This is a genomic window from Haladaptatus sp. R4 (assembly GCF_001625445.1).
GTDB lineage: Archaea > Halobacteriota > Halobacteria > Halobacteriales > Haladaptataceae > Haladaptatus.
In genome coordinates this window covers 383724-401962 of sequence record NZ_LWHG01000011.1, presented here as the reverse complement: position 1 = coordinate 401962, position 18239 = coordinate 383724, and the positions used below count along the sequence as shown (strand labels likewise).

The 18239-nt window shown below is 61.6% G+C and carries 19 protein-coding genes and 2 pseudogenes; 12 read left to right on the top strand and 9 right to left on the bottom strand.

Annotated features, from left to right (window positions below):
* Positions 1–70 precede the first annotated feature (70 nt).
* A complete protein-coding gene (gene eif1A / locus A4G99_RS05690) occupies positions 71–355 on the bottom strand; it encodes a translation initiation factor eIF-1A (RefSeq protein WP_066140559.1) in 285 nt (94 codons plus the stop codon).
* A 62-nt stretch (positions 356–417) separates the two neighbouring features.
* On the opposite strand from eif1A, the gene A4G99_RS05685 reads away from it, so the two are divergent.
* On the top strand, positions 418–636 hold the full coding sequence (locus A4G99_RS05685) for a hypothetical protein (protein WP_150123048.1): 219 nt from the start codon (positions 418–420) through the stop codon (positions 634–636).
* 25 nt (positions 637–661) lie between these two features.
* Positions 662–865: a hypothetical protein gene (locus tag A4G99_RS05680; RefSeq protein ID WP_066140553.1), complete on the top strand. Its 204-nt coding sequence runs from the start codon at positions 662–664 to the stop codon at positions 863–865.
* Positions 866–1145: 280 nt separating this feature from the next.
* Here A4G99_RS05680 and A4G99_RS05675 read toward each other — a convergent pair whose 3' ends face one another.
* Positions 1146–1826 carry an MBL fold metallo-hydrolase gene (locus A4G99_RS05675; RefSeq protein WP_066140551.1) on the bottom strand — a complete coding sequence of 227 codons (681 nt, stop codon included), beginning with the start codon at positions 1824–1826 and terminating at the stop codon, positions 1146–1148.
* Between the two features lie 177 nt (positions 1827–2003).
* The gene (locus A4G99_RS05670; RefSeq protein ID WP_066140548.1) at positions 2004–2981 is read right to left on the bottom strand and encodes a tyrosine--tRNA ligase; all 978 of its coding nucleotides are present in this window, start codon (positions 2979–2981) and stop codon (positions 2004–2006) included.
* Positions 2982–3080: 99 nt separating this feature from the next.
* On the opposite strand from A4G99_RS05670, the gene A4G99_RS05665 reads away from it, so the two are divergent.
* Positions 3081–3281, top strand: a complete 201-nt coding sequence (locus A4G99_RS05665; RefSeq protein ID WP_066140546.1) for a hypothetical protein — start codon at positions 3081–3083, stop codon at positions 3279–3281.
* Positions 3282–3283: 2 nt separating this feature from the next.
* On the opposite strand, the pseudogene A4G99_RS05660 reads toward A4G99_RS05665, so the two are convergent.
* The 3 genes and pseudogenes from A4G99_RS05660 to rnz all read right to left on the bottom strand — a co-directional run bounded on the left by A4G99_RS05660 (position 3284) and on the right by rnz (position 6933).
* A pseudogene (locus A4G99_RS05660) lies at positions 3284–5283 on the bottom strand (DUF460 domain-containing protein).
* A 351-nt stretch (positions 5284–5634) separates the two neighbouring features.
* Entirely contained in the window at positions 5635–5844 is a 210-nt protein-coding gene (locus A4G99_RS05655) for a hypothetical protein (protein WP_066140543.1), read from the bottom strand.
* 162 nt (positions 5845–6006) lie between these two features.
* Positions 6007–6933, bottom strand: a complete 927-nt coding sequence (rnz, locus tag A4G99_RS05650) for a ribonuclease Z (protein ID WP_066140540.1) — start codon at positions 6931–6933, stop codon at positions 6007–6009.
* 415 nt (positions 6934–7348) lie between these two features.
* On the opposite strand from rnz, the gene A4G99_RS05645 reads away from it, so the two are divergent.
* The 4 genes from A4G99_RS05645 (at position 7349) to A4G99_RS05630 (ending at position 11475) form a co-directional block, all read left to right on the top strand.
* Positions 7349–9490: a hypothetical protein gene (locus tag A4G99_RS05645; RefSeq protein ID WP_066140536.1), complete on the top strand. Its 2142-nt coding sequence runs from the start codon at positions 7349–7351 to the stop codon at positions 9488–9490.
* Between the two features lie 86 nt (positions 9491–9576).
* Positions 9577–10629, top strand: a complete 1053-nt coding sequence (locus A4G99_RS05640; protein WP_066140533.1) for an AAA family ATPase — start codon at positions 9577–9579, stop codon at positions 10627–10629.
* Positions 10630–10750: 121 nt separating this feature from the next.
* On the top strand, positions 10751–11035 hold the full coding sequence (locus A4G99_RS05635; RefSeq protein ID WP_223301733.1) for a DUF6516 family protein: 285 nt from the start codon (positions 10751–10753) through the stop codon (positions 11033–11035).
* Positions 11032–11475: a transcriptional regulator gene (locus tag A4G99_RS05630; protein WP_066140529.1), complete on the top strand. Its 444-nt coding sequence runs from the start codon at positions 11032–11034 to the stop codon at positions 11473–11475. Before A4G99_RS05635 ends, A4G99_RS05630 begins: the two co-directional genes overlap by 4 nt.
* Positions 11476–11523: 48 nt before the next feature.
* On the opposite strand, the gene A4G99_RS05625 is transcribed toward A4G99_RS05630, so the two are convergent.
* Together A4G99_RS05625 and hisG are read right to left on the bottom strand one after the other, a co-directional pair.
* The gene (locus A4G99_RS05625) at positions 11524–11841 is read right to left on the bottom strand and encodes a hypothetical protein (protein WP_066140526.1); all 318 of its coding nucleotides are present in this window, start codon (positions 11839–11841) and stop codon (positions 11524–11526) included.
* Positions 11842–11912: 71 nt separating this feature from the next.
* Positions 11913–12761 carry an ATP phosphoribosyltransferase gene (gene hisG, locus A4G99_RS05620; protein WP_066140523.1) on the bottom strand — a complete coding sequence of 283 codons (849 nt, stop codon included), beginning with the start codon at positions 12759–12761 and terminating at the stop codon, positions 11913–11915.
* 128 nt (positions 12762–12889) lie between these two features.
* On the opposite strand from hisG, the gene A4G99_RS05615 reads away from it, so the two are divergent.
* The 5 genes from A4G99_RS05615 (at position 12890) to hjc (ending at position 17426) form a co-directional block, all read left to right on the top strand.
* On the top strand, positions 12890–14182 hold the full coding sequence (locus A4G99_RS05615; RefSeq protein WP_066140520.1) for an amidohydrolase: 1293 nt from the start codon (positions 12890–12892) through the stop codon (positions 14180–14182).
* Positions 14183–14397: 215 nt separating this feature from the next.
* On the top strand, positions 14398–14613 hold the full coding sequence (locus tag A4G99_RS05610) for a hypothetical protein (RefSeq protein ID WP_066140517.1): 216 nt from the start codon (positions 14398–14400) through the stop codon (positions 14611–14613).
* Between the two features lie 2 nt (positions 14614–14615).
* Complete coding sequence (locus A4G99_RS05605; RefSeq protein ID WP_066140515.1) at positions 14616–14813, top strand: helix-turn-helix transcriptional regulator; 198 nt, start codon at positions 14616–14618, stop codon at positions 14811–14813.
* Positions 14814–14882: 69 nt separating this feature from the next.
* Entirely contained in the window at positions 14883–16166 is a 1284-nt protein-coding gene (locus A4G99_RS05600; protein WP_066142355.1) for an adenosylhomocysteinase, read from the top strand.
* 771 nt (positions 16167–16937) lie between these two features.
* The gene (gene hjc, locus A4G99_RS05595) at positions 16938–17426 is read left to right on the top strand and encodes a Holliday junction resolvase Hjc (RefSeq protein ID WP_066140512.1); all 489 of its coding nucleotides are present in this window, start codon (positions 16938–16940) and stop codon (positions 17424–17426) included.
* A gap of 46 nt (positions 17427–17472) precedes the next feature.
* Here hjc and A4G99_RS29775 read toward each other — a convergent pair.
* A pseudogene (locus A4G99_RS29775) lies at positions 17473–18155 on the bottom strand (SWIM zinc finger family protein).
* Positions 18156–18239: the final 84 nt, after the last annotated feature.

The following is an 18239-nucleotide window of genomic DNA, read 5'->3' as shown; positions in this document are numbered from 1 at the left end:
CCAGGAATCATAGTGAGACCGCGTTGGTACTCTCGGCAACGGATTACGGGTAAAACGCTCCCGATTCGGCTCAGTTGATGTGGCCTTCGCGTCGAAGTTGGTCGGCCTGTTGCTTCTCGTAGCGCCACGTGATGTCGGCCTTCTCGTCCTGCCAGTCCCACGGCTCGACGAGAACGATATCGTCCTCACGAATCCAGACGCGTTTTTGCATCTTGCCCGGAATACGAGCGGTTCGTTCCTTACCATCCGCACAGCGCACTTTCACCCGGTTGGCACCGAGCATGTTCGTGACTGTGGCGAATACCTCGTTGTCGTCCGGCATTCGGAGGTTATTCCGTCCACTGCTGTCACTCATGTCTCACCGTGTATATTCGGTTGGTATGCTTTTAAATCCGCCGTCCATTGGGACAGTTGAACGTGGAAACGACGAGCGTCGAAGAGTTGACGACGACCCGAGAGTGGGCAACCGCGATTCCGGTCATTCAACAGTTGTGGGCGGAAACAGACGCGTCCGCGATTCGTGAATGGAAAGACGAACCGGATTACCGCCTGTTCGGTATGTACGCCGACGACGAACTGGTCGGCGTCAAGCGATGGGGGAGCTGTAAGGCTCATCTCTCCAACTGTCGGTTTTAAGGCCGTGGCAGACACAATCCGGGCTATGCTCGGAAAACTCGGCACGAAAGGTATCGCGGGACTACTCGTCCTCATCGTCGGAATCGGCGTCATCGCCGTTCAGAGCCTCATTATCGCCGCCGGAATCGCGCTCGTCGTCGTCGGCTTCGTGCTGACCGCGTGGGGACTGGTCTCGGGCCTGCTCGCCAACTTCGGAATGGGCGGGATGATGGGCGGCGGATTCGAATAATCGACGGGCGGTTTTCATTCCGGCAGCGGATAGTAATCCAGGGATTCCGTCGATATATCCGTTCTCAAGGGCTGTTTTCTTCTTTTCGAACACCGTTCCTGATCGTAGATGCCGGAAAAGCGGTCCGAATCCCATCGTCGATAAACCCAAATCAGCGATATCAAATCGACATCACGGGAGAACGGGGTCCGGGTTGGAACGTCGTTTCGAGGGGAGGGCGTAGTCGAAATGATTCGGAAAGCGTCGAGTTCGGGAGAATAAGACGACAGCAGGCCGCAGATTACGCGACGAGGCTCGCCAACAGGTCGTGACCGTCTTCGAGCGGGGGACCGTGCCCGGGACACGCGTACTGAAACTCCTCGGTTCGTTCACAGAGTGATTCGATGCTTTCGGTGACTTGGGTGGTGTCGTAACTGGTGATCCTGCCGGACGAACGAAGACTGTCCCCGAGCCCGTACGCGAGGTCACCCAGAAACGCGGCGGAGAGGTCCTCGTGAAGGTAAACCACGTGGCCGGGCGTATGCCCCGGCGTGTGGTACGCCCGAAAGTCGCCGATCGTTTCCCCGTCCTCGATAGAACGAATCGGAAGGTCGGGAAGCGTGAGCCGCCGATAATACAATCGTTGCAGCGCCTCGATCCCGTGGCGAGCGGTCCACGGCGGGAGTTGGTCCCCGGCGACGTACGGTGCTTCCAACCGATGGATGTACACCGGTGCATCCAAGTCGGGCGTCAACCGCGAGAGCGTTCCCACGTGGTCGCCGTCGTAGTGGGTCAACAGAACGCGGTCGATATCCGCCAGTTCGAGACCGGCATCGTGAACGCCGTCCCGTACGGTCGCTTCGTCGCCGGGCCAACCGGCATCTACGAGCGTAATTTCACCGTCGTCGACGATGTACACGTTCGGTTTGTCCCGTGTTCGACAGTCGACGTGGCGGACGCCATCCGGTAGGGATGTGGTCATTGTTTGAGGCGAGACTTTCAGGCGATATTATTCTTCCCCACCATCAGACAACGCCGAAACGGTCACCCCGCCACTGCCGTCCAGATACGGGATTTCGTATAGCGTCTCGGTGTGTATGGAAGGGAAGTAGTACGGAAATCCACGACGGACGGTCAAAAGCGCTGCAATTAGAACGCGTTACTCGGCCTGTCGAATCTTCTCGCGGCCCGGTGCGATGAGTTCGTCGAGATAGGTCGCCAGCGCGCCCTTCGCGTCGGCGGGGTGGAGTTCGCCGCTCTCCAAGTCGTCTTCGAGAGTTTCGTAGTCGTCGTATTCGAGGTTGCCGCCGTACTTGTCGGGGCGTTCCACGACGACCTGCTCGAAGCGCGGGAAGACGTGGTACTCGAAGATTTGGAGGACGGGGTTTTCGAGGTCACCCTCGGGGTCGCGGGTCGGCGGGCAGAACGCACCGTTGACCTTCTCCTCGATGTCCTCGGTCGAATCCTCCATCGAGATGGTGACGCCCTTGCTGGAGGACATCTTGCCCTCGCCGGAGGAGAGTTCGGCGATGAGCGGAGTGTGCATGCAGGTCGGCGCGTCGTAGCCGATGCTCGGTAGCGTGTCGCGGGCGAGCATGTGGACTTTACGCTGTTCCATCCCACCGATGGCGAGGTCGAGGTCGAGGTATTCGATGTCGAGCGACTGCATGAGCGGGTAGACCGCCTGTGATACTTTCGTGGATTCGCCGCTCTGGATTTCCGACATCGCGCGGCTCGCACGGTTGAGCGTCGTCTCCAGTTCGAGCGAGTGGAGGTCGAGGACGTAGTCGTCGTCCATCTGGAACTCGGACCCGAATCGGAACTCCGTGTTCTCCTCGTCCAGTCCGTAGGCGATGAACTGCTCTTTCATCTTCTCCGCGGTCTCCTGAATCTCCTCGAACGTTCCCTTGTCGTTCAGGTAGGCGTGCACGTCCGCGAGCAGGATGACGACCTCGAAGCCGGCTTCCTGCAAGTCGATGAGTTTGTTGGCGGTGAGCATGTGCCCGATGTGGAGCACGCCGGAGGGTTCGTAGCCGACGTAGGCGCGCTTGCCCTCGGGGTCCGCCGCGAGTTCGCGCACTTCCTCCTCGGTCACCAACTCCTCGGCGTTCCGTGAGATTAACTCGTAGGCATCCATGCTCGGGAAAAGATGGTTCACCGGCTTTAGGGTTGCGTCATCATGCTACTGGGAATCGCACTCCCAACAGCCAAGTCGTCGGAAGAAAAACCCGGAGGTATGAACGGAAAACGGATCGGTCTCTGGATGACCGTCGTCGGCGCCCTCGCGCTGTATCCTGCCATTCGATTTCAGGAAGGAGTTTCGACGACGCTCCCGGAGTACGTGCTTCTGTATGCGACCGTGCTGGTACTCGGATTCGGTGTCGCCATCTGGGGATTGAGCGTCCTGCGAACGCTGACGACCGACTGGACGACGTAAGATCAGTTCCCGAGCGAGGACGACCCGCGACCGTCCGCTCGACTCTCAGCCCGATGTTCGCTGATGAGTTGGTCGAGTTGGTCGGCCTTTTCCTGTTTCTGGCGTTCCTCGGCCCGGTCGTGCCAGTCGTCGATGACGGCTTCGACTTCCGACTCGCGTGCGACGGCGAGTTCGTCTATCTCCTGAATCGTCACTCCGTCGGCGGGGCCGACCGGAACGTCGTGTTCGAACAGTACCTCGTCCGCCGCGTCGGAGATGCCACCCGCTTTCAGGACGACGCGGGGAGCGATGTCCGCTAACCGCTCGGCGGTCGAATGTCCCGCGCCGCTCGCGTCGCGGAGGAAAATCACGTCGCCGTCGGCGAGGCCGTAGCTCTCGTCGGCGGCGTCGATGGCGTCGTTGGTGAACTTCTCGATAGGTTTGACGGCGACGAGTCCGGCCTGCTTCTCCGACACGTCGCTGAAGTTCGAGTGGTCGAGTTTCCACAGTTCCTTGAGTCGCGCGAGTTTGCCTTCCAGCGCCTCGATGGTCTCGTCGCGGTCGTCGAGTTCGTCCTCCAGTCTGTTGTTCTCGCGTTGCAGGCGCGAGATTTCCCTGCGTTCGCGGGCGCTCTGCCGTTCCTTCCGCCGCGTGTCCGAGAGTTCCGTCTCCAACTCGTCGATTCGCTCGTCCTTTCGCTCGACTTTCTCGTTCAAATCGTCCGCGTGCGACTGGAGGCGTTCGACCTGCGATTCGAGTTGTTTGATGCGTTTCTCCTCGGGGGAGAGTTCGCGGACGGTGTGTTCGGACTGTTCCTCCTCGGGTTCCGGGTCGTCCGACAGGTCACGGAGGACGCTTTCGACGCTCTCGTCGCCCGCGACGACACGGGCGGTTACCTCGCCGCGGCTGATTCCCGGCGGGACCTTCCGGGCGATTCGCCCGAACTGGTCCTCGTGGCTGTCGTAGGCGAACAGCGCGGCCGCCATCGCGTCGCGCTGGTGGTCGTTGTCGTAGCCGTCTTCTCTCGTGCGGTGTTGCTTCTCGTCCACCGGCAGGTCCGTGTCGGGAGTCCATCCGGCCGCGTCGAAACTCCGGCGGAACTTCTCGACCGTCTCGGGCATCGGCGTCACGTCCGCCGCGATGATGACCGGCGCCCGCGTTCGATGATCCACTCGATGACGTCGGCCGTGTCGGCGGTTCGCGTGCTCAACACGTCGAGCACGTTGCCGTCCAAATCGGTCATCGCTACAGCGGTGGTCGTACCGGGGTCGATCCCAACGATGACGTGATCGCGGCGCTTCGCCAGCGGTTCGAACTCGATGCCGTCGCGGCGGAGGCGTTCGACTTCGACGCGGATGTCGCCGGAACGCCGGGCCGAGACCGGGATGTCGCTCGGCCGGGCCTCCACGCTGAAAATCGCGTTCGAGTAGCCGCCGTACTTCTCGGTCACGTCGCGTTCGTAGTCGAGTCCAGCCTCCTTGAGCTTCGATTCGACTTTCCGGGAGTACTCCTTCACCGAGCCGTGAATCCGGCGGGTGTAGCGGTCGGCACTCCAGCCACCCTTTCCGGTCGAACGCCCACGTGCGACTTTGACTTGTGTGGTGTTCGTGAACGCCGAGACTTCTTGGCCGACGTTCATGGCCGCGAGGCGGGCCGCAGCCTCCGCTTCGCGCATCGGTTTCTTGCCGTATGGAACGCCGTGGCGCGAGGCGACCCGGGAAAGCGGTTCGGGTCGCTCCGCGCCGGTCACCTGCACGAGGCGGGTGTCGTCCGGCAGGGAGCCGAGGAAGTGGACGAGAGCGTTCTTGTCGGCGGCGAGTTCGTACATGTTGTCCGTGGCGACGAACGTCGGTTCGTCGCGGTGGATGAGCCGCCGGAGTTTGCGGTAAGAGACGACATCGCGGTCTATTCCCTCGCCGTCGTAGACGACGAGCGCGTAAGAGGGAGAATCACCCCGAACGTCCCCGCTTTGGATATCGACACCGAAAACGAGGGCGTCGAGGGCACTCGTTCGCTCGCTCACGATTCGTGGTAGGGTCTCTCGAAATATAAATCCGACGCGCAACACGAACGGCGGGAGGGACTAGACTGCGCTTGTGGCGAAATGATGCGTTTAGTTTTGATTCTATTGCGATTGCAGCTACTGAGAGGCAGACCCCGAAAGCTTCCGTCCGCTCGCGCTTGCTTGGTCGCTTGCGCGGGCCAGTATTCGCGCGGGCGTTGTGGAGAGCGCGAATATCCCGCGCAATGACCGCGAACGGGCGGGGGCTTTCGAGGACTTCATCGCAGTTGCTGCACTTACTCCACCAGAATCAACGAGCCGTGACTGAGCAACTCACAAAAAACAGAAGAATTCTACCACTCGCTGTCCTCTTCACGGTGTTTCACGCCACGAACGACCGGACGCGTACCGTCGCTGGGCGTGAACCGAGATATCTCGCACGACCAGCCCCTTTTGCTTGAAATGCTCGTGGATCAGTTCCAACAACTGCTCGTCCACGTCCTCGCGGTCGATGCCTTTGAGACAGAGAACGGTTTGTGTGGTGGCGATACGCTTTTCATTAGAAGGTTCGTTGTCCGACATGCTTCGGTAGGCTCCGAAGCAGACGGGGTCAGTGTTCCTGCACTGGCCTTTTGCGGCTTTACCCCGCATGCTTCGGATGGGAGTATTGACTATGGGGAGTTAATTCTATTGGTTCTGACGGGTTTCAAATTCGAAAGAACGACCGCCGAAATGCCAGTTCCGCTACTCGTCCGGGAACGGAATCTCGACCGTATCCCCGTCGTCGGGGGCGAAGATTTCGCCGTCGAACTCCTCGTGGGCCTCCGCCAGATGATCCGAGACGTTCCCGGCGTACCGCGAGGAGACGTGGGTGATGGCGAGCCGTTTCGCTTCAGCGCGGCGGGCGACGGTGGCGGCCTGCCGTGCGGTCGAATGCGCCGTTTTTGCCGCGCGGTCCGCCCGGTCGTCGGCGAACGTGGCGTCGTGAACGAGCAGGTCAGCGTCCTCGGCGGCATCGACGGCCTGCTCCGTGGGGCGGGTGTCCCCGGTGTACACGAATCGGCGGCCGGGACGGGGTTCGCCGACGACCTGTTCGGGGCGAACGACGGTGCCGTCCTCCAACTCGACGGGGGTGCCGGAGTGGAGTTGCTGGAATTTCGGGCCGACGGGAACGCCCAATTCCTCGGCGTGGTCGCGGTCGAAGCGGCCCTTTCGTTCGTCCTCGACCAGCGCGTAGCCGAGCGAGTTGGCGTCGTGGTCGGTGCGGAAGGCGCGAACCTCGTAGTCGTCGCGACGGACGGCGACCTCGCCGGGTGCGACTTCCGTAATGTGGATGGGGAACGAGGGCTGGTGGCCCGCCGTTCGGACGAGCGAGTCGATGGCGTCGCCGGTCCCCCGCGGCGTGTAGATCATGAGCGGGTCGTCGCGGTCGTTGAAGTCCCACGTCTGGATCAGACCGGGAATCCCGAGGATGTGGTCGCCGTGGAGGTGCGTGACGAACAGGTCGGAGATGGTGAATCCGGTCCCGAAGCGCATCATCTGGCGCTGGGTGCCCTCCCCGGCGTCGAAGAGCAAGCGGTCGCCTTCCCGGTTGACGAGAATAGAACTCGGGTTTCGCTCCGTCGTCGGCACTGCCCCACTGGTTCCGAGGAAGGTAACGCGCATCGACATCTACTCGCAATTCGCGGGCGGACGATTAAACAGCCTTCGAAACCGCTTCCGAAGCCGTCCTCGTCGTTCGAAATCACCGTTGTCGGTCGGAACGTAGCGAGTGAAATTCCGAATTGTCCCGCTTCGCCGCGTTTCGGGGGCGTTCGAGGGAACCGCCGCAACTTCGACTTAACCCGGCGAATCGGCGTCTTAACGCGTGAACGGTCGAACCGGTTTATCCGACATCTCGTCGTCACGTCGGACGCGGAATGGGAGAGATATGACACGAATCCCGAGAACAGTGAGTGCTGTACTCGTGTCCCTTCTCGTCGTCTTCGCCGGCGGTGTTGCGACATCGCTAGCGACGTCGGGCGGTGGTGGGGGAGCAAATACAGCATCGGAAACACAGGTTACGAGCCTGAACGATGTCACTCAGATGAATACATCGCAGGCAAACGTAACGATAGACAATCAACAAAGTGACGGCGAGACGATCGTCATCTCGTCCGTGACCATGGAGAAGGGTGGCTTCGTCGCCATCCACGACCAGAGCCTGCTCGACGGGAACGTCGTCGGCAGCGTGGTGGGCAACTCCGTCTACCTCTCACCGGGAACGCACAAGAACGTCACCGTGACGCTCGCACGTCCCATCAACGAGAGCCAGACGCTCATCGCCATGCCGCACATGGACACGAACTCGAACCAAGTGTACGACTTCGTCATCGGTAACGGGTCCGTCGATGGGCCGTACACCGCGAACGGCACGGTCGTGATCGACCAGGCGCAGATCTCGGTCGGCCAGCAAGGCGGAGCGGGGAACGCGACGAACGAGACGAACGCGACCGGACAGCAGTTCGTCTTCCACGTCAAATCGTTCTCCATCGCCGACTGGTCGTTCGTGGTCGGGACCGACTCGACCCCGGACCGAACCGAGGTCGTCGAAGGAGTTCACCTGAAGGACGAGACGGTCCGCATCAACGCGACCGCTTTGCTCGAAAACAAATCGGCAAACGACGTCGTTCAGAACGGACCGAGCGTTTCGGAGGGTGACCTGAAGCGGGCGTCCGAACACGCCAAAGCGGCGGCAGCGGGCAACGTCAGTAGCGTTCGCGTGGTGCTCCGCGACATCTCGGTGCAGAACACGACGTTCGTCGTGGAAGCGCCGGGGAACGTGAGCCTTCCCAACCTCGCGCCCTACATGCCGGGCGGGCCGGGGATTCCGGAAGGACCGACGTCCCCGTCGAAGTTGAACGCGAACGTTACGTTCGACAACCAGACTAGCGACGGGCAGACGGTGACGGTCGATTCGGTCACCATGTCGGAGGGTGGCTTCGTCACCATCCACGACGCGAGTCTTGCGGACGGGAACGTCATCGGTAGCGTGGTCGGCACCTCGCAGTACCTCGGGCCGGGCACGCACAAGGACGTCACCGTGACGCTCGACAAACCGTTGACCGAGAGCCAGACGCTCATCGCCATGCCGCATCTCGACACCAACCGAAATCGTGTGTACGATTTCGTCACGTCGGGCGGCACTGCGGACATCCCGTACATCGTGGACAACAACATCGTCATTGACCCGGCCTACGTGACGGTGCAGGGCGGCGGCGCGACGACGACTACGACGGAACAACCGACGACCACGTCGACCACGACGCAGGCCGGTGGTGCGACCACGACATCGGCCGCGACCACGACGGCCGCAACGACGACCGCTGCGACCACGACTGCGACGCCGACGACCACGTCGACCACGTCGCAAGCAACCACGACCAGCGGGGCCAACTGTGGCTGTGGTGGAGCGGCGACCACGCAGACTACGTCGCCGACGACGACACAGGCAGGTACAACGACGAGCACGCCGAGTACGAGCACGACGACCACGTCGCCAGCGACGACGACTACGGCACAGCAGACGACCACGCAGACCGCGACGACCACGAGTGGGAACATGGAGAACGTCAACGACCTCGGCCCGTCGTTCGACGTGCAGAGTCTCAGCGCACCGGAGAACGTGACGGCCGGTGACACGTTCACCGTGAAAGCGACGATCAACAACCCGACCGACCAGACGCTCACGCAGGCCGTGGACTTCCGAATCGAAGGGAACGTCGTTCAGCGGAAGAACGTCACCCTCTCGCCCGGACAACAGACGGGCGTGAGCTACGAGGTCGACAGCACCGGTGTCGAACCCGGAACGTACACGCACGGCGTGTACACCCGTAACTTCGGCAAAATAGCGACGATAACGTTCGAGTCGGCCGGTAACGCGACGACCACGACGTCGGCCGCAACGACGTCGCAGGAGACCGCGACAGCAGGGGCGACGACACAGGCAGGAACCACGACGAGTACGAGTGCAGGAACGAGCACGACTGCGACGACGACGTCGCAAGCGACCGCGACTGCACAACCGACGACGAGTGCCGGTACCGCGACGACCCAGAGCGAAACGACGAGTGCCGGAAACGCGACGATGACCGAGCAGACGACGACCCAAGCAGGAACGACCAGCACCAACGCGACGAATTCGAGCGTCATCGGTTCCGTCTTCAGCGCCATCGGGAACCTGCTATAAGTCATCAACCGCTTCTTTTGTCGGGATCGATTCAGCGTGCGGCGCAACCGACCGATTCTTGTCCGGCGACTTCGTAGAAAACGGCAATGGAGTCGCCGCTGTGGACTGAAACGCACGCGCCGGACCTCGCCGACCTGCCCCAACCCGAAGTCCGCGACTATCTGGAGCGGGCGGTGAACGAGCCGATAAACCTCGTCATCCACGGCCCGGAGGGGAGTGGGAAGACCGCCGCCGTGCGAGCACTGGCCCGCGAGGCACACGACGACCCGGACAACGACCTCGTGGAGATCAACGTCGCCGACTTCTTCGACCGAACGAAGAAGGAGATTCGGGAGGACCCGCGGTTCTCTAATTTCCTCCAGGGGCAGACGGAGTTCTCCAAGCAGTACCGACAGGGGTCGGGGAAGAACAAGTACAAGCGCAACTGGTCGAAGCGCGAGATGATAAACCACGTCCTCAAGGAGTACGCGGGCTATGCGCCCTCCACCGGGAGCTACAAGACCATCGTCCTCGACAACGCCGAATCCATCCGCGAGGACTTCCAGCAGGCGCTTCGCCGGGTGATGGAACAGTATCACGAGACGACGCAGTTCGTCATCACCACGCGCCAACCGACGAAGCTCATCCCGCCGATCAAGTCGCGGTGTTTCCCCGTGGCGATGCGAAAACCGACCAGCACGGAGATAGAGGAAGTTCTCACGAGGATTCTCGACGCCGAGGACGTCGAGTACGACGAAGGCGGCGTGCAACTCATTTCCGGGTACGTCAAAGGCGACGTGCGGAAGGCCATCCTCTACGCGCAACTGCTCTACGAACAGGAGGGCCAAGTCAGCAGCGAGGATTACGAAATCATCCGCAACTTCGGTATCAGCGGCCGCATCGGCGACATGCTCGACAAGGCCGAACGCGGCGATTTCAACGACGCCCGCAAGGACTTGGACGACCTGCTCGTGGACGACGGCTACAGCGGCGAGGAAGTGCTCGAAGCCATCATGGACGCCTTCCGGCAGAACCGCTATTCAGGGGAGGAACTCGCCGAACTCGTCGTCCTCGCCGCCGAGGTGGACATGGACTTGGCACAAGGGACGAGCGACAGGTTGCAGATTTCACACCTGTTGGCGGAGTTGGGGACGGCGTAGAGGGGAGGACGGGTTGGAGTTCAACAGGGATTTAGGGGAGCGGGGAGATTGTTTGGGTGTTTGGCATACACCCAAACAACTATCTGTGTAGGGGTGTCACCCATACATAGGTGCGACAAGGTTGGCGACGCTGGTCTACAAAGCCGATACAGAGTTCGAAGACGGGAGCCGATACGAAATGCGTGCATGGCAAGTTCCCGAAAGTGAAGCGTATCCGAACGGGATTCGCTACCGATTTCAGTATATGACCGCCGATGGGACTACCTTGCTTCGATGCGACAACAGCCCCTACCGGGAAGGTGTCGGGATGCATCACCGCCACACACCGGATACCGTCGACGGAATCGAATTCGAGGGACTCGCAAGCCACGTCCGGCAATTCAAACAAGAAGTGAACGACCGATGACTGACACCGACCACACCACCGAACCAACGCCTGAAGAAGCGGAATATCCCGAACTCCTGCTCATCACTGCGGATTCACAGGAGAAAGCGACCGAGCGGGAAATCGAACTTGCGGAGCGCTTCGAGCGTGGCGAACAGGTACCACACCTGCTGAATTTCGATAATCCCGAGGATTTGCGAAAACTTCTGACACAGCGGCGGCTCCAAGTCCTTCGGAGCATCAAGAATGATCCGCCAATGAGTCTCCGACGACTTGCCGAGCGACTCGACCGCAACCCGAGCGAAGTGGTTGCAGATGTGAACCTCCTCGCCGAGTACGGAATCGTCTATTTCCGCGAGGAAGGGCGAGCAAAAGCCCCATTCGTGCCGTACGAGAAAATCACCATCGAAGTAGACATGCTCTCTGCGGGGAGCGGCCGACGTTCGTCGGCAAGCGCGTAGTCGATGAGAACCGTCGGTCAGAAGTGAGAGTAATTTCTTCGCGGGAGTCTATCCGGATGTTTCGGGATTTTCAGCACTGCTCCGACCTCGCCACCACCGGATGCCGAAGACGAAACCGAGTATCATCAGAACCATGCCGAAGAGGCCGATGACGATGTCCAACACGCCGTCGAGCGCGGTCGATATCTGAAACAAACCGTATGCCAACCAGAAGAAGGAGAGCGCTATCGTTCGATACAGTCGCTGACGCGAGCGGGTACCCTTCCGATACTGAACGACACCGACGACGAGGAGGGCGAACCACGCCACCGCGATGACGGTACCGACGGTGGCGTCAGAAAATCCGTAGACTGCGAGCACGTCCATATCAGTGATCGATCGTCAGAAAATAAGTTCTTTCTGCCCACAAAAACGCAACGAAGCGCAAAAAGAGCCGTTCAGTCCACGAGGCGTTCGATTTCCGTCACGAGGATGCCACTGGCTCCGAGTTGTTTGACCTCGTTGATGGTCTCGAACACGTCCTGTTCGTCCACGACGGTATGGACGGCGACCTTGCCGTTTCCGGCGATGTCCATGACCGTCGGGCCGCCGAGGCCGGGAATTACTTCTCGAATTTCGTCCAGTTTGTCCTCGGGCGCGTTCATCATGAGGTAGCGTTTGCCTTCGGCGGAGATGACCGACTGGAGCGCCATGGTGACCTGATCGACCTTGTCGTCGCCGACCACGTCGTCGCGGGCGAACAGTCGAACCGAACTCGCCAACACCTCGTCGATGATGCCGAGGCTGTTGACGCGCAGCGTCGTGCCGGTGCTCGTGATGTCGATGATGGCGTCGGCCATGTCGACGTGCGGCGTGAGTTCGGTCGCGCCGGAGACCTCCACGATTTCGGGGGAGACCTCGGTTTCCGCGAAATACTGCTTCGCGACGTTGGGGAACTCGGTGGCGACGGTCTTGCCCGCGAGGTCGGTTACCTCTTTGATGTCGCCCTCTTCGGGTGCGGCCAACACGAGTCGGCACTGGCCGTAGCCCAAATCGAGGAGGTCCGAGACGTTGCCGGGGTTTGCCTCCTGCATTTGGTCGAGGCCGGTGATGCCGAGGTCGGCCGCGCCGTCGCTCACGTACTCGGGGATGTCGGCGGCGCGGGCGAACAGCAGCGTCACGTCCGGGTCCACTGTGTTCGCGTACAGCTTGCGGTCCGCACCGTCCACGACATGCAGCCCGGCGTGTTCGAGCAATTCCATCGACGGGTCGTGCAACCTGCCCTTGTTAGGGACCGCGATTCGCATTATCTCGGCTTCGGTCGGCCAGACGGATTACTCTTGCTTTCCCGGTTCAAACTGCAAATTGTGCCATACTGTACCGTATCACGGGGGAATCCAGCAGAGTCATGCGAGGGGGTGAACTATTTCGGCCCATGACGACGCTCAAAATTTCTGGTGGGAAGGTACTACGACCGGACATGACCGTCGAACGCGCGGACGTGCTGGTGAATCAGGACGACGGAACGATCCTTTCCGTCGGCGACGTCGCGGACGCGGACGAGACCCTCGACGCGGAGGGGGACCTCGTGATTCCGGGGCTCGTGAACGCCCACTGCCACGCCGCGATGACGCTCCTGCGCGGCTACGCCGACGACAAACCGCTCGGCACGTGGCTCCGGGAGGACGTGTGGCCGGTCGAGGCCGAACTGACGCCGGAGGACGTTCGCGCCGGAACGGACCTCGGTCTGTTGGAGATGATCAAATCCGGAACGACCGGCTTTGCGGATATGTACTTCGAGATGGAACAAGTCGCGGAGGCCGTCGAGGAAGCGGGTCTTCGCGCCCGAATCGGCCACGGCGTGGTCACCATCGGACGGGACGAGGACGCCGCGCGCGAGGACTTCCAAACGAGCCTCGACATCGCCCAGGAGTTCGACGGCGCGGCGGACGGTCGCATCTCGACCGCGGTGATGCCACACAGTCTGACCACCGTCGGCGAGGAGTATCTGGACGAGTACGTCCCGCTCGCCCGGGAAGCGGACGTTCCCGTGCACTATCACGCAAACGAGACGCGTGACGAAGTCGCGCCCATCGTCGAAGAGCGCGGGGAGCGGCCGCTCGAATACGCTCGCGACGAGGGCATGACCGAGGAAGGGGATTTCATCGCACACGGCGTCCACGTCAACACGGCGGAAATCGAACTGCTCGCGGAGACGGGCACGGGCGTCGTCCACTGCCCGGCCTCGAACATGAAACTCGCCAGCGGGATGGCTCCCGTACAGGCGATGTTGGACGCGGGCGTCACCGTCGGACTCGGAACCGACGGCGCGGCGTCGAACAACGACCTCGACATGTTCGACGAGATGCGCGACGCGGCCATGCTCGGCAAACTCGCCGCGAACGACGCCAGCGCCGTCCCCGCCGAGGCGGTCGTGGAGATGGCGACCGCCGGAAGCGCGGACGCTATCGGCTTCAACAGCGGCCGAATCGAGGAAGGGGCGAACGCCGACCTCGCCGTCATCGACCTATCGGCACCGCACCTCACCCCGCACCACGACCTCGTCAGCCACCTCGCCTACGCCGTCAACGGGAGCGACGTTCGACACACGATCGGTGACGGGCGCATCCTCATGGAAGACCGCGAGGTGCTGACGCTGGACGAGGAATCGGTCCGGGAGACCGCCGAGGAGAAGGCACACGAACTGGTCGCACGCGCGACGGAGTGAGTTTTCGGAAGGGCGTCTCTGTCTTTGGAAGGGCGTCTCTGTCTTTGGAAGGGCGTCTCTGTCTTTGGAAGGGCGTCTCTTTCGGAGGAGGGTCTCTCGATTTTCCTGCTGCCGACTCGATAGCGACAGGACACGAGTGGAAAGCCGGTCCACGTAGCGACAGAACAGCCAGTCCGGTGGAAAGTTTTACAGACATCAAGTAAAGAGTACTTTACATGGAAACCGCAGACGAACGCGCGCTCGAAATCGGTCGCCGAAGTTCTCGGACGGCGTACATCGCGCTATCGGCGTTGCTGTTGGCGGTGGTGGTGGCCCACGTCTACCAGCACGGCTTCGACAATTTCGAGAAGGTTCGGTTCGAATTTCTCGCGTTTCTGCTCGGACAGGCAGTCTACTTCGGGTCGGGACTGTACTACAGACGCGTGATGTAGCGATGGAAAACGACCTCAAAGTTAGGCGGGCGAAAGCCGACCTCACGCAGGCCGACCTCGCGGACGTGGTCGATGTCTCCCGTCAGACCATCAACGCCATCGAGGGAGGGCGATACGACCCCAGCCTCGAACTCGCGTTTCGACTGGCGGGATACTTCGGCTGTTCCATCGAGGACATCTTCGACGCGCCGGACGACTGATCGCTGGTGACGATTCGAATCCCTGTTTTCTTCGGTACCGTTTTCAACGCGCTCGTCCATCTCGAACGTATGGCAGACTACCCGCCGATAAGCGAGCAATTGGACGACCTGGAGTCCGCTCGCGTCGAGGGGCACCGCAAGATGGACTGGGCGCGCCAGCACATGCCGATCATGACGACGATTCAGGAGGAGTTCGTCGCCGACAAACCGCTTTCGGGGCAGCGAATCGGCATGGCAATGCACGTCGAGGCGAAGACCGCCGTCCTCGTCGAGACGCTGGCCGAGGGTGGCGCGGAAGTCGCCGTCACAGGCTGTAACCCGCTCTCGACCCACGACGACGTGAGCGCCGCGCTGGACGAACACCCGAACATCACCAGCTACGCGAAGCGTGGCGTGGACGACGAGGGCTACTACGAGGCCATCGAATCCGTTATCGACCTCGAACCCACCATCACCGTGGACGACGGCATGGACATGGTCGCCGCCATCCACGAGGACTATCCGGAACTCATCGACACCGTCATCGGCGGGTGTGAGGAGACGACCACCGGCGTCCACCGACTCCGCGCGATGGACGAGGACGGCGCGCTCGACTACCCCGTCTTCGCCGTCAACGACACGCCGATGAAGCGCCTGTTCGATAACGTCCACGGCACGGGCGAATCGTCCTTGGCGACCATCGCCATGACGACCAACCTCTCGTGGGCCGGGAAGAACGTCGTCGTCGGCGGCTACGGCTACTGCGGCAAAGGCGTCGCGAAGAAGGCGGCGGGCCAGAACGCGAACGTCATCGTCACCGAAGTCGAACCGCGCCGCGCGCTCGAAGCCCACATGGAGGGTTACGACGTGATGCCGATGGCCGAGGCCGCCGAGGTCGGCGACGTGTTCATCACGACGACGGGCAACCGCGACGTCATCACCGAAGAGCACTTCGAGGTCATGAAGGACGGCGTCCTGCTCGCCAACGCGGGTCACTTCGACGTGGAAGTCAACCTCAACGACCTCTCGGACCTCGCCGTCGCCGAGCGAGACGCCCGCGACGGCGTCCACGAGTACGAGATGGCGGACGGCCGCCGACTCAACGTCATCGCGGAGGGCCGCCTCGTCAACCTCGCCGCACCCATCGCGCTGGGTCACCCCGTCGAAGTCATGGACCAGAGCTTCGGCGTGCAGTCGGCCTGTGTGCGAGAGATGGTCGAAAACGGCGAGAAATACGACGCTGGCGTCCACGACGTGCCCGACGAACTCGACAAGGAAATCGCCGAGATCAAACTCGACGCCGACGGCGTGGAGTTCGATTCCCTCTCCGACGAGCAGACGGAGTACATGGGAAGCTGGCAGCATGGGACGTAAACAGGAATAGAAAGGGGATTTTTGTGGGGTTTCGCGTCCGATTACGACGAGTTGCTGAGTTCTGTCATTCTGCGATTACAGTTACCGAAAGGACAACCTCGAAAACCACCATCCGCCCGCTACGAACAGACGAATCTGATTCAGTTGTGATTGCAATGACCGAGCCGCACGAATACCGCAACCGCACCGCACCACACGCCTCCCCAACCGATTCGCTTCGGGAGAGCTTTGCTCTCCCCTGCTCCCGTTCGCAAACTCACGGGAACTCCACTCCCTACAGTCGTTCCGCTCATCCCTCGCACGCGTTTCTCGCGCGCCGCCCGGCTGGATGGACTGAGTGCTACGGACCAGATGCACGGCGCGCGAAGGCGCACGGCAGTGCGCCCGCGCGAGGGATGACGACTGAGGAGTGAAACGACGAAGGAGAAATCGGTTGGGGAGGACGTGGTGCGGTGGCGGTTGCGATGTGTGGGTGGACTGAAAGGGGCCGCTCGGTCGCGTTTACTTGGTTGCTGTGTGGGCCACTATTTTGGCCGAGCGGTGTTGAGAGGCCAAAATATCCTGCACAGCAACCGCGAGCGGGCGGGGGCTTTCGAAGTCTTCATCACAGTTATTGAAATCGCATATGAATCAGAAACGTCTCATCGTAGCGAACGGTTAGGGACTTTCCATGGACCTGCTCGACCAAAAACAAGAATCATCACGTCCTCGCTTCCACTTTCGCCGCGCTATCGGCCGTTTTATTGCCCGCGACCGCCGACCATCGACCATATGGCGAATCGGAAAGGCGACAGACGGGAGCGCGAACTCGTCAACAGGTTGGACGAGGTCGGATTTGCGGTCATGCGCGCTCCCGCGAGCGGGGGTGCGACCCAGCGCGAACTGCCGGACGTGCTGGCCGGGAACGGGAACGTCTTCTACGCCATCGAGGCGAAATCGAGTTCCGGCGACCCGATCTATCTCACGGGGGAGGAAGTCGAGGCGCTGGTCTACTTCTCGCAGAACTTCGGCGCGAAACCGAAGATCGGCGTGCGCTTCGACCGCGAGGATTGGTACTTCTTCCACCCCGCCGACGTGCACCAGACGAAAGGCGGGAACTACCGGGTGAAAAAGGAGAAAGCGCTGGAGGACGGGGACTCGATGGACGACCTCCAAAGCGACGACGAGGACGAGGAATCGAAACACAGCGTCTCGGACATCCTGCACGCGGTCGATCAAGGCGTTCTCTCGGTGGAAGAGGCGACGGAAATTTTGGAATAACGGTCGCTCCGCGGTCAAGCTCGAAAATACTGAAAAATCGATCCGACTACTCGGCGTCCGGGAAGTCGGTCAACTCGGACTGCTCGTTCGGGCGTCCCGGCCGCTTGAGCCGCGAGCGCGGGAACGAGTAGCGCCGAAGGTGACGCGACTCAACCTGTTCGGGTCGAAGCCCCGACGGAATCGGGTAGAGCACTTCGACCACCGGGTCGTCCGCCGGGTAGCCCTCGTTCGTGGGATACTCGGCGACGGTGCAGTCGCGGCCCGGTACCTCGACCTGGTCGGCCCTGTAGTCGGTCATCCGAACGACGACCAGCAGGTCGCGCTCGCGCGGTCCACGACGGGTTCGCCGGGTTCGAGCCGACAGTGGTCACAGAAGTGCGGCCCGGCGGCGGCCGTCTTCTCGTCCACGAAGACGGTCGAGTCACATCGTGTACACTCGACGGCCTCCTTTCCCGGCGGGGGTACGCGCCCCTCGTTGATTTCGATGGCGACCCGCCGGATGTGCTTGCACCGGACGCCCCGCATCATGTGGTCGGGGCAGGTACAGCGACCCCCGATCAGGTCCACGAAGTACGTGTTGTCGCTCTGGCTTTCGACTTCGTACAGTCCGCCACCGAGCGGCGTGACGGACATTCGCTCCGCTCTGGCACGTTGTGAGCGTGGATTCGTCTCCTCCGTCTCCGCCAGCGGAGCCAGCGATACTTTTCTGGAAGCGGCTGTGTCTATCATGGGTGCTTCCTCCGTGAAACCCGGCGACGAAAATCAGCACGTTGCGACTCCTCAGCGGTGGTTTCGACGTATTAGGGTACGTGC

Bases quoted from the DNA above. Each gene is read 5' to 3' on its own strand.
- A4G99_RS05675 (WP_066140551.1), bottom strand. From the start codon at position 1,826: ATGACCACATCCCTACCGGATGGCGTCCGCCACGTCGACTGTCGAACA.
- hjc (WP_066140512.1), top strand. From the start codon at position 16,938: ATGGCGAATCGGAAAGGCGACAGACGGGAGCGCGAACTCGTCAACAGG.
- A4G99_RS05600 (WP_066142355.1), top strand. From the start codon at position 14,883: ATGGCAGACTACCCGCCGATAAGCGAGCAATTGGACGACCTGGAGTCC.
- hisG (WP_066140523.1), bottom strand. From the start codon at position 12,761: ATGCGAATCGCGGTCCCTAACAAGGGCAGGTTGCACGACCCGTCGATG.
- A4G99_RS05670 (WP_066140548.1), bottom strand. From the start codon at position 2,981: ATGGATGCCTACGAGTTAATCTCACGGAACGCCGAGGAGTTGGTGACC.
- A4G99_RS05640 (WP_066140533.1), top strand. From the start codon at position 9,577: ATGGAGTCGCCGCTGTGGACTGAAACGCACGCGCCGGACCTCGCCGAC.
- A4G99_RS05665 (WP_066140546.1), top strand. From the start codon at position 3,081: ATGAACGGAAAACGGATCGGTCTCTGGATGACCGTCGTCGGCGCCCTC.
- A4G99_RS05645 (WP_066140536.1), top strand. From the start codon at position 7,349: ATGAATACATCGCAGGCAAACGTAACGATAGACAATCAACAAAGTGAC.
- A4G99_RS05630 (WP_066140529.1), top strand. From the start codon at position 11,032: ATGACTGACACCGACCACACCACCGAACCAACGCCTGAAGAAGCGGAA.
- A4G99_RS05605 (WP_066140515.1), top strand. From the start codon at position 14,616: ATGGAAAACGACCTCAAAGTTAGGCGGGCGAAAGCCGACCTCACGCAG.
- A4G99_RS05610 (WP_066140517.1), top strand. From the start codon at position 14,398: ATGGAAACCGCAGACGAACGCGCGCTCGAAATCGGTCGCCGAAGTTCT.
- eif1A (WP_066140559.1), bottom strand. From the start codon at position 355: ATGAGTGACAGCAGTGGACGGAATAACCTCCGAATGCCGGACGACAAC.
- A4G99_RS05655 (WP_066140543.1), bottom strand. From the start codon at position 5,844: ATGTCGGACAACGAACCTTCTAATGAAAAGCGTATCGCCACCACACAA.
- A4G99_RS05625 (WP_066140526.1), bottom strand. From the start codon at position 11,841: ATGGACGTGCTCGCAGTCTACGGATTTTCTGACGCCACCGTCGGTACC.
- rnz (WP_066140540.1), bottom strand. From the start codon at position 6,933: ATGTCGATGCGCGTTACCTTCCTCGGAACCAGTGGGGCAGTGCCGACG.
- A4G99_RS05615 (WP_066140520.1), top strand. From the start codon at position 12,890: ATGACGACGCTCAAAATTTCTGGTGGGAAGGTACTACGACCGGACATG.
- A4G99_RS05680 (WP_066140553.1), top strand. From the start codon at position 662: ATGCTCGGAAAACTCGGCACGAAAGGTATCGCGGGACTACTCGTCCTC.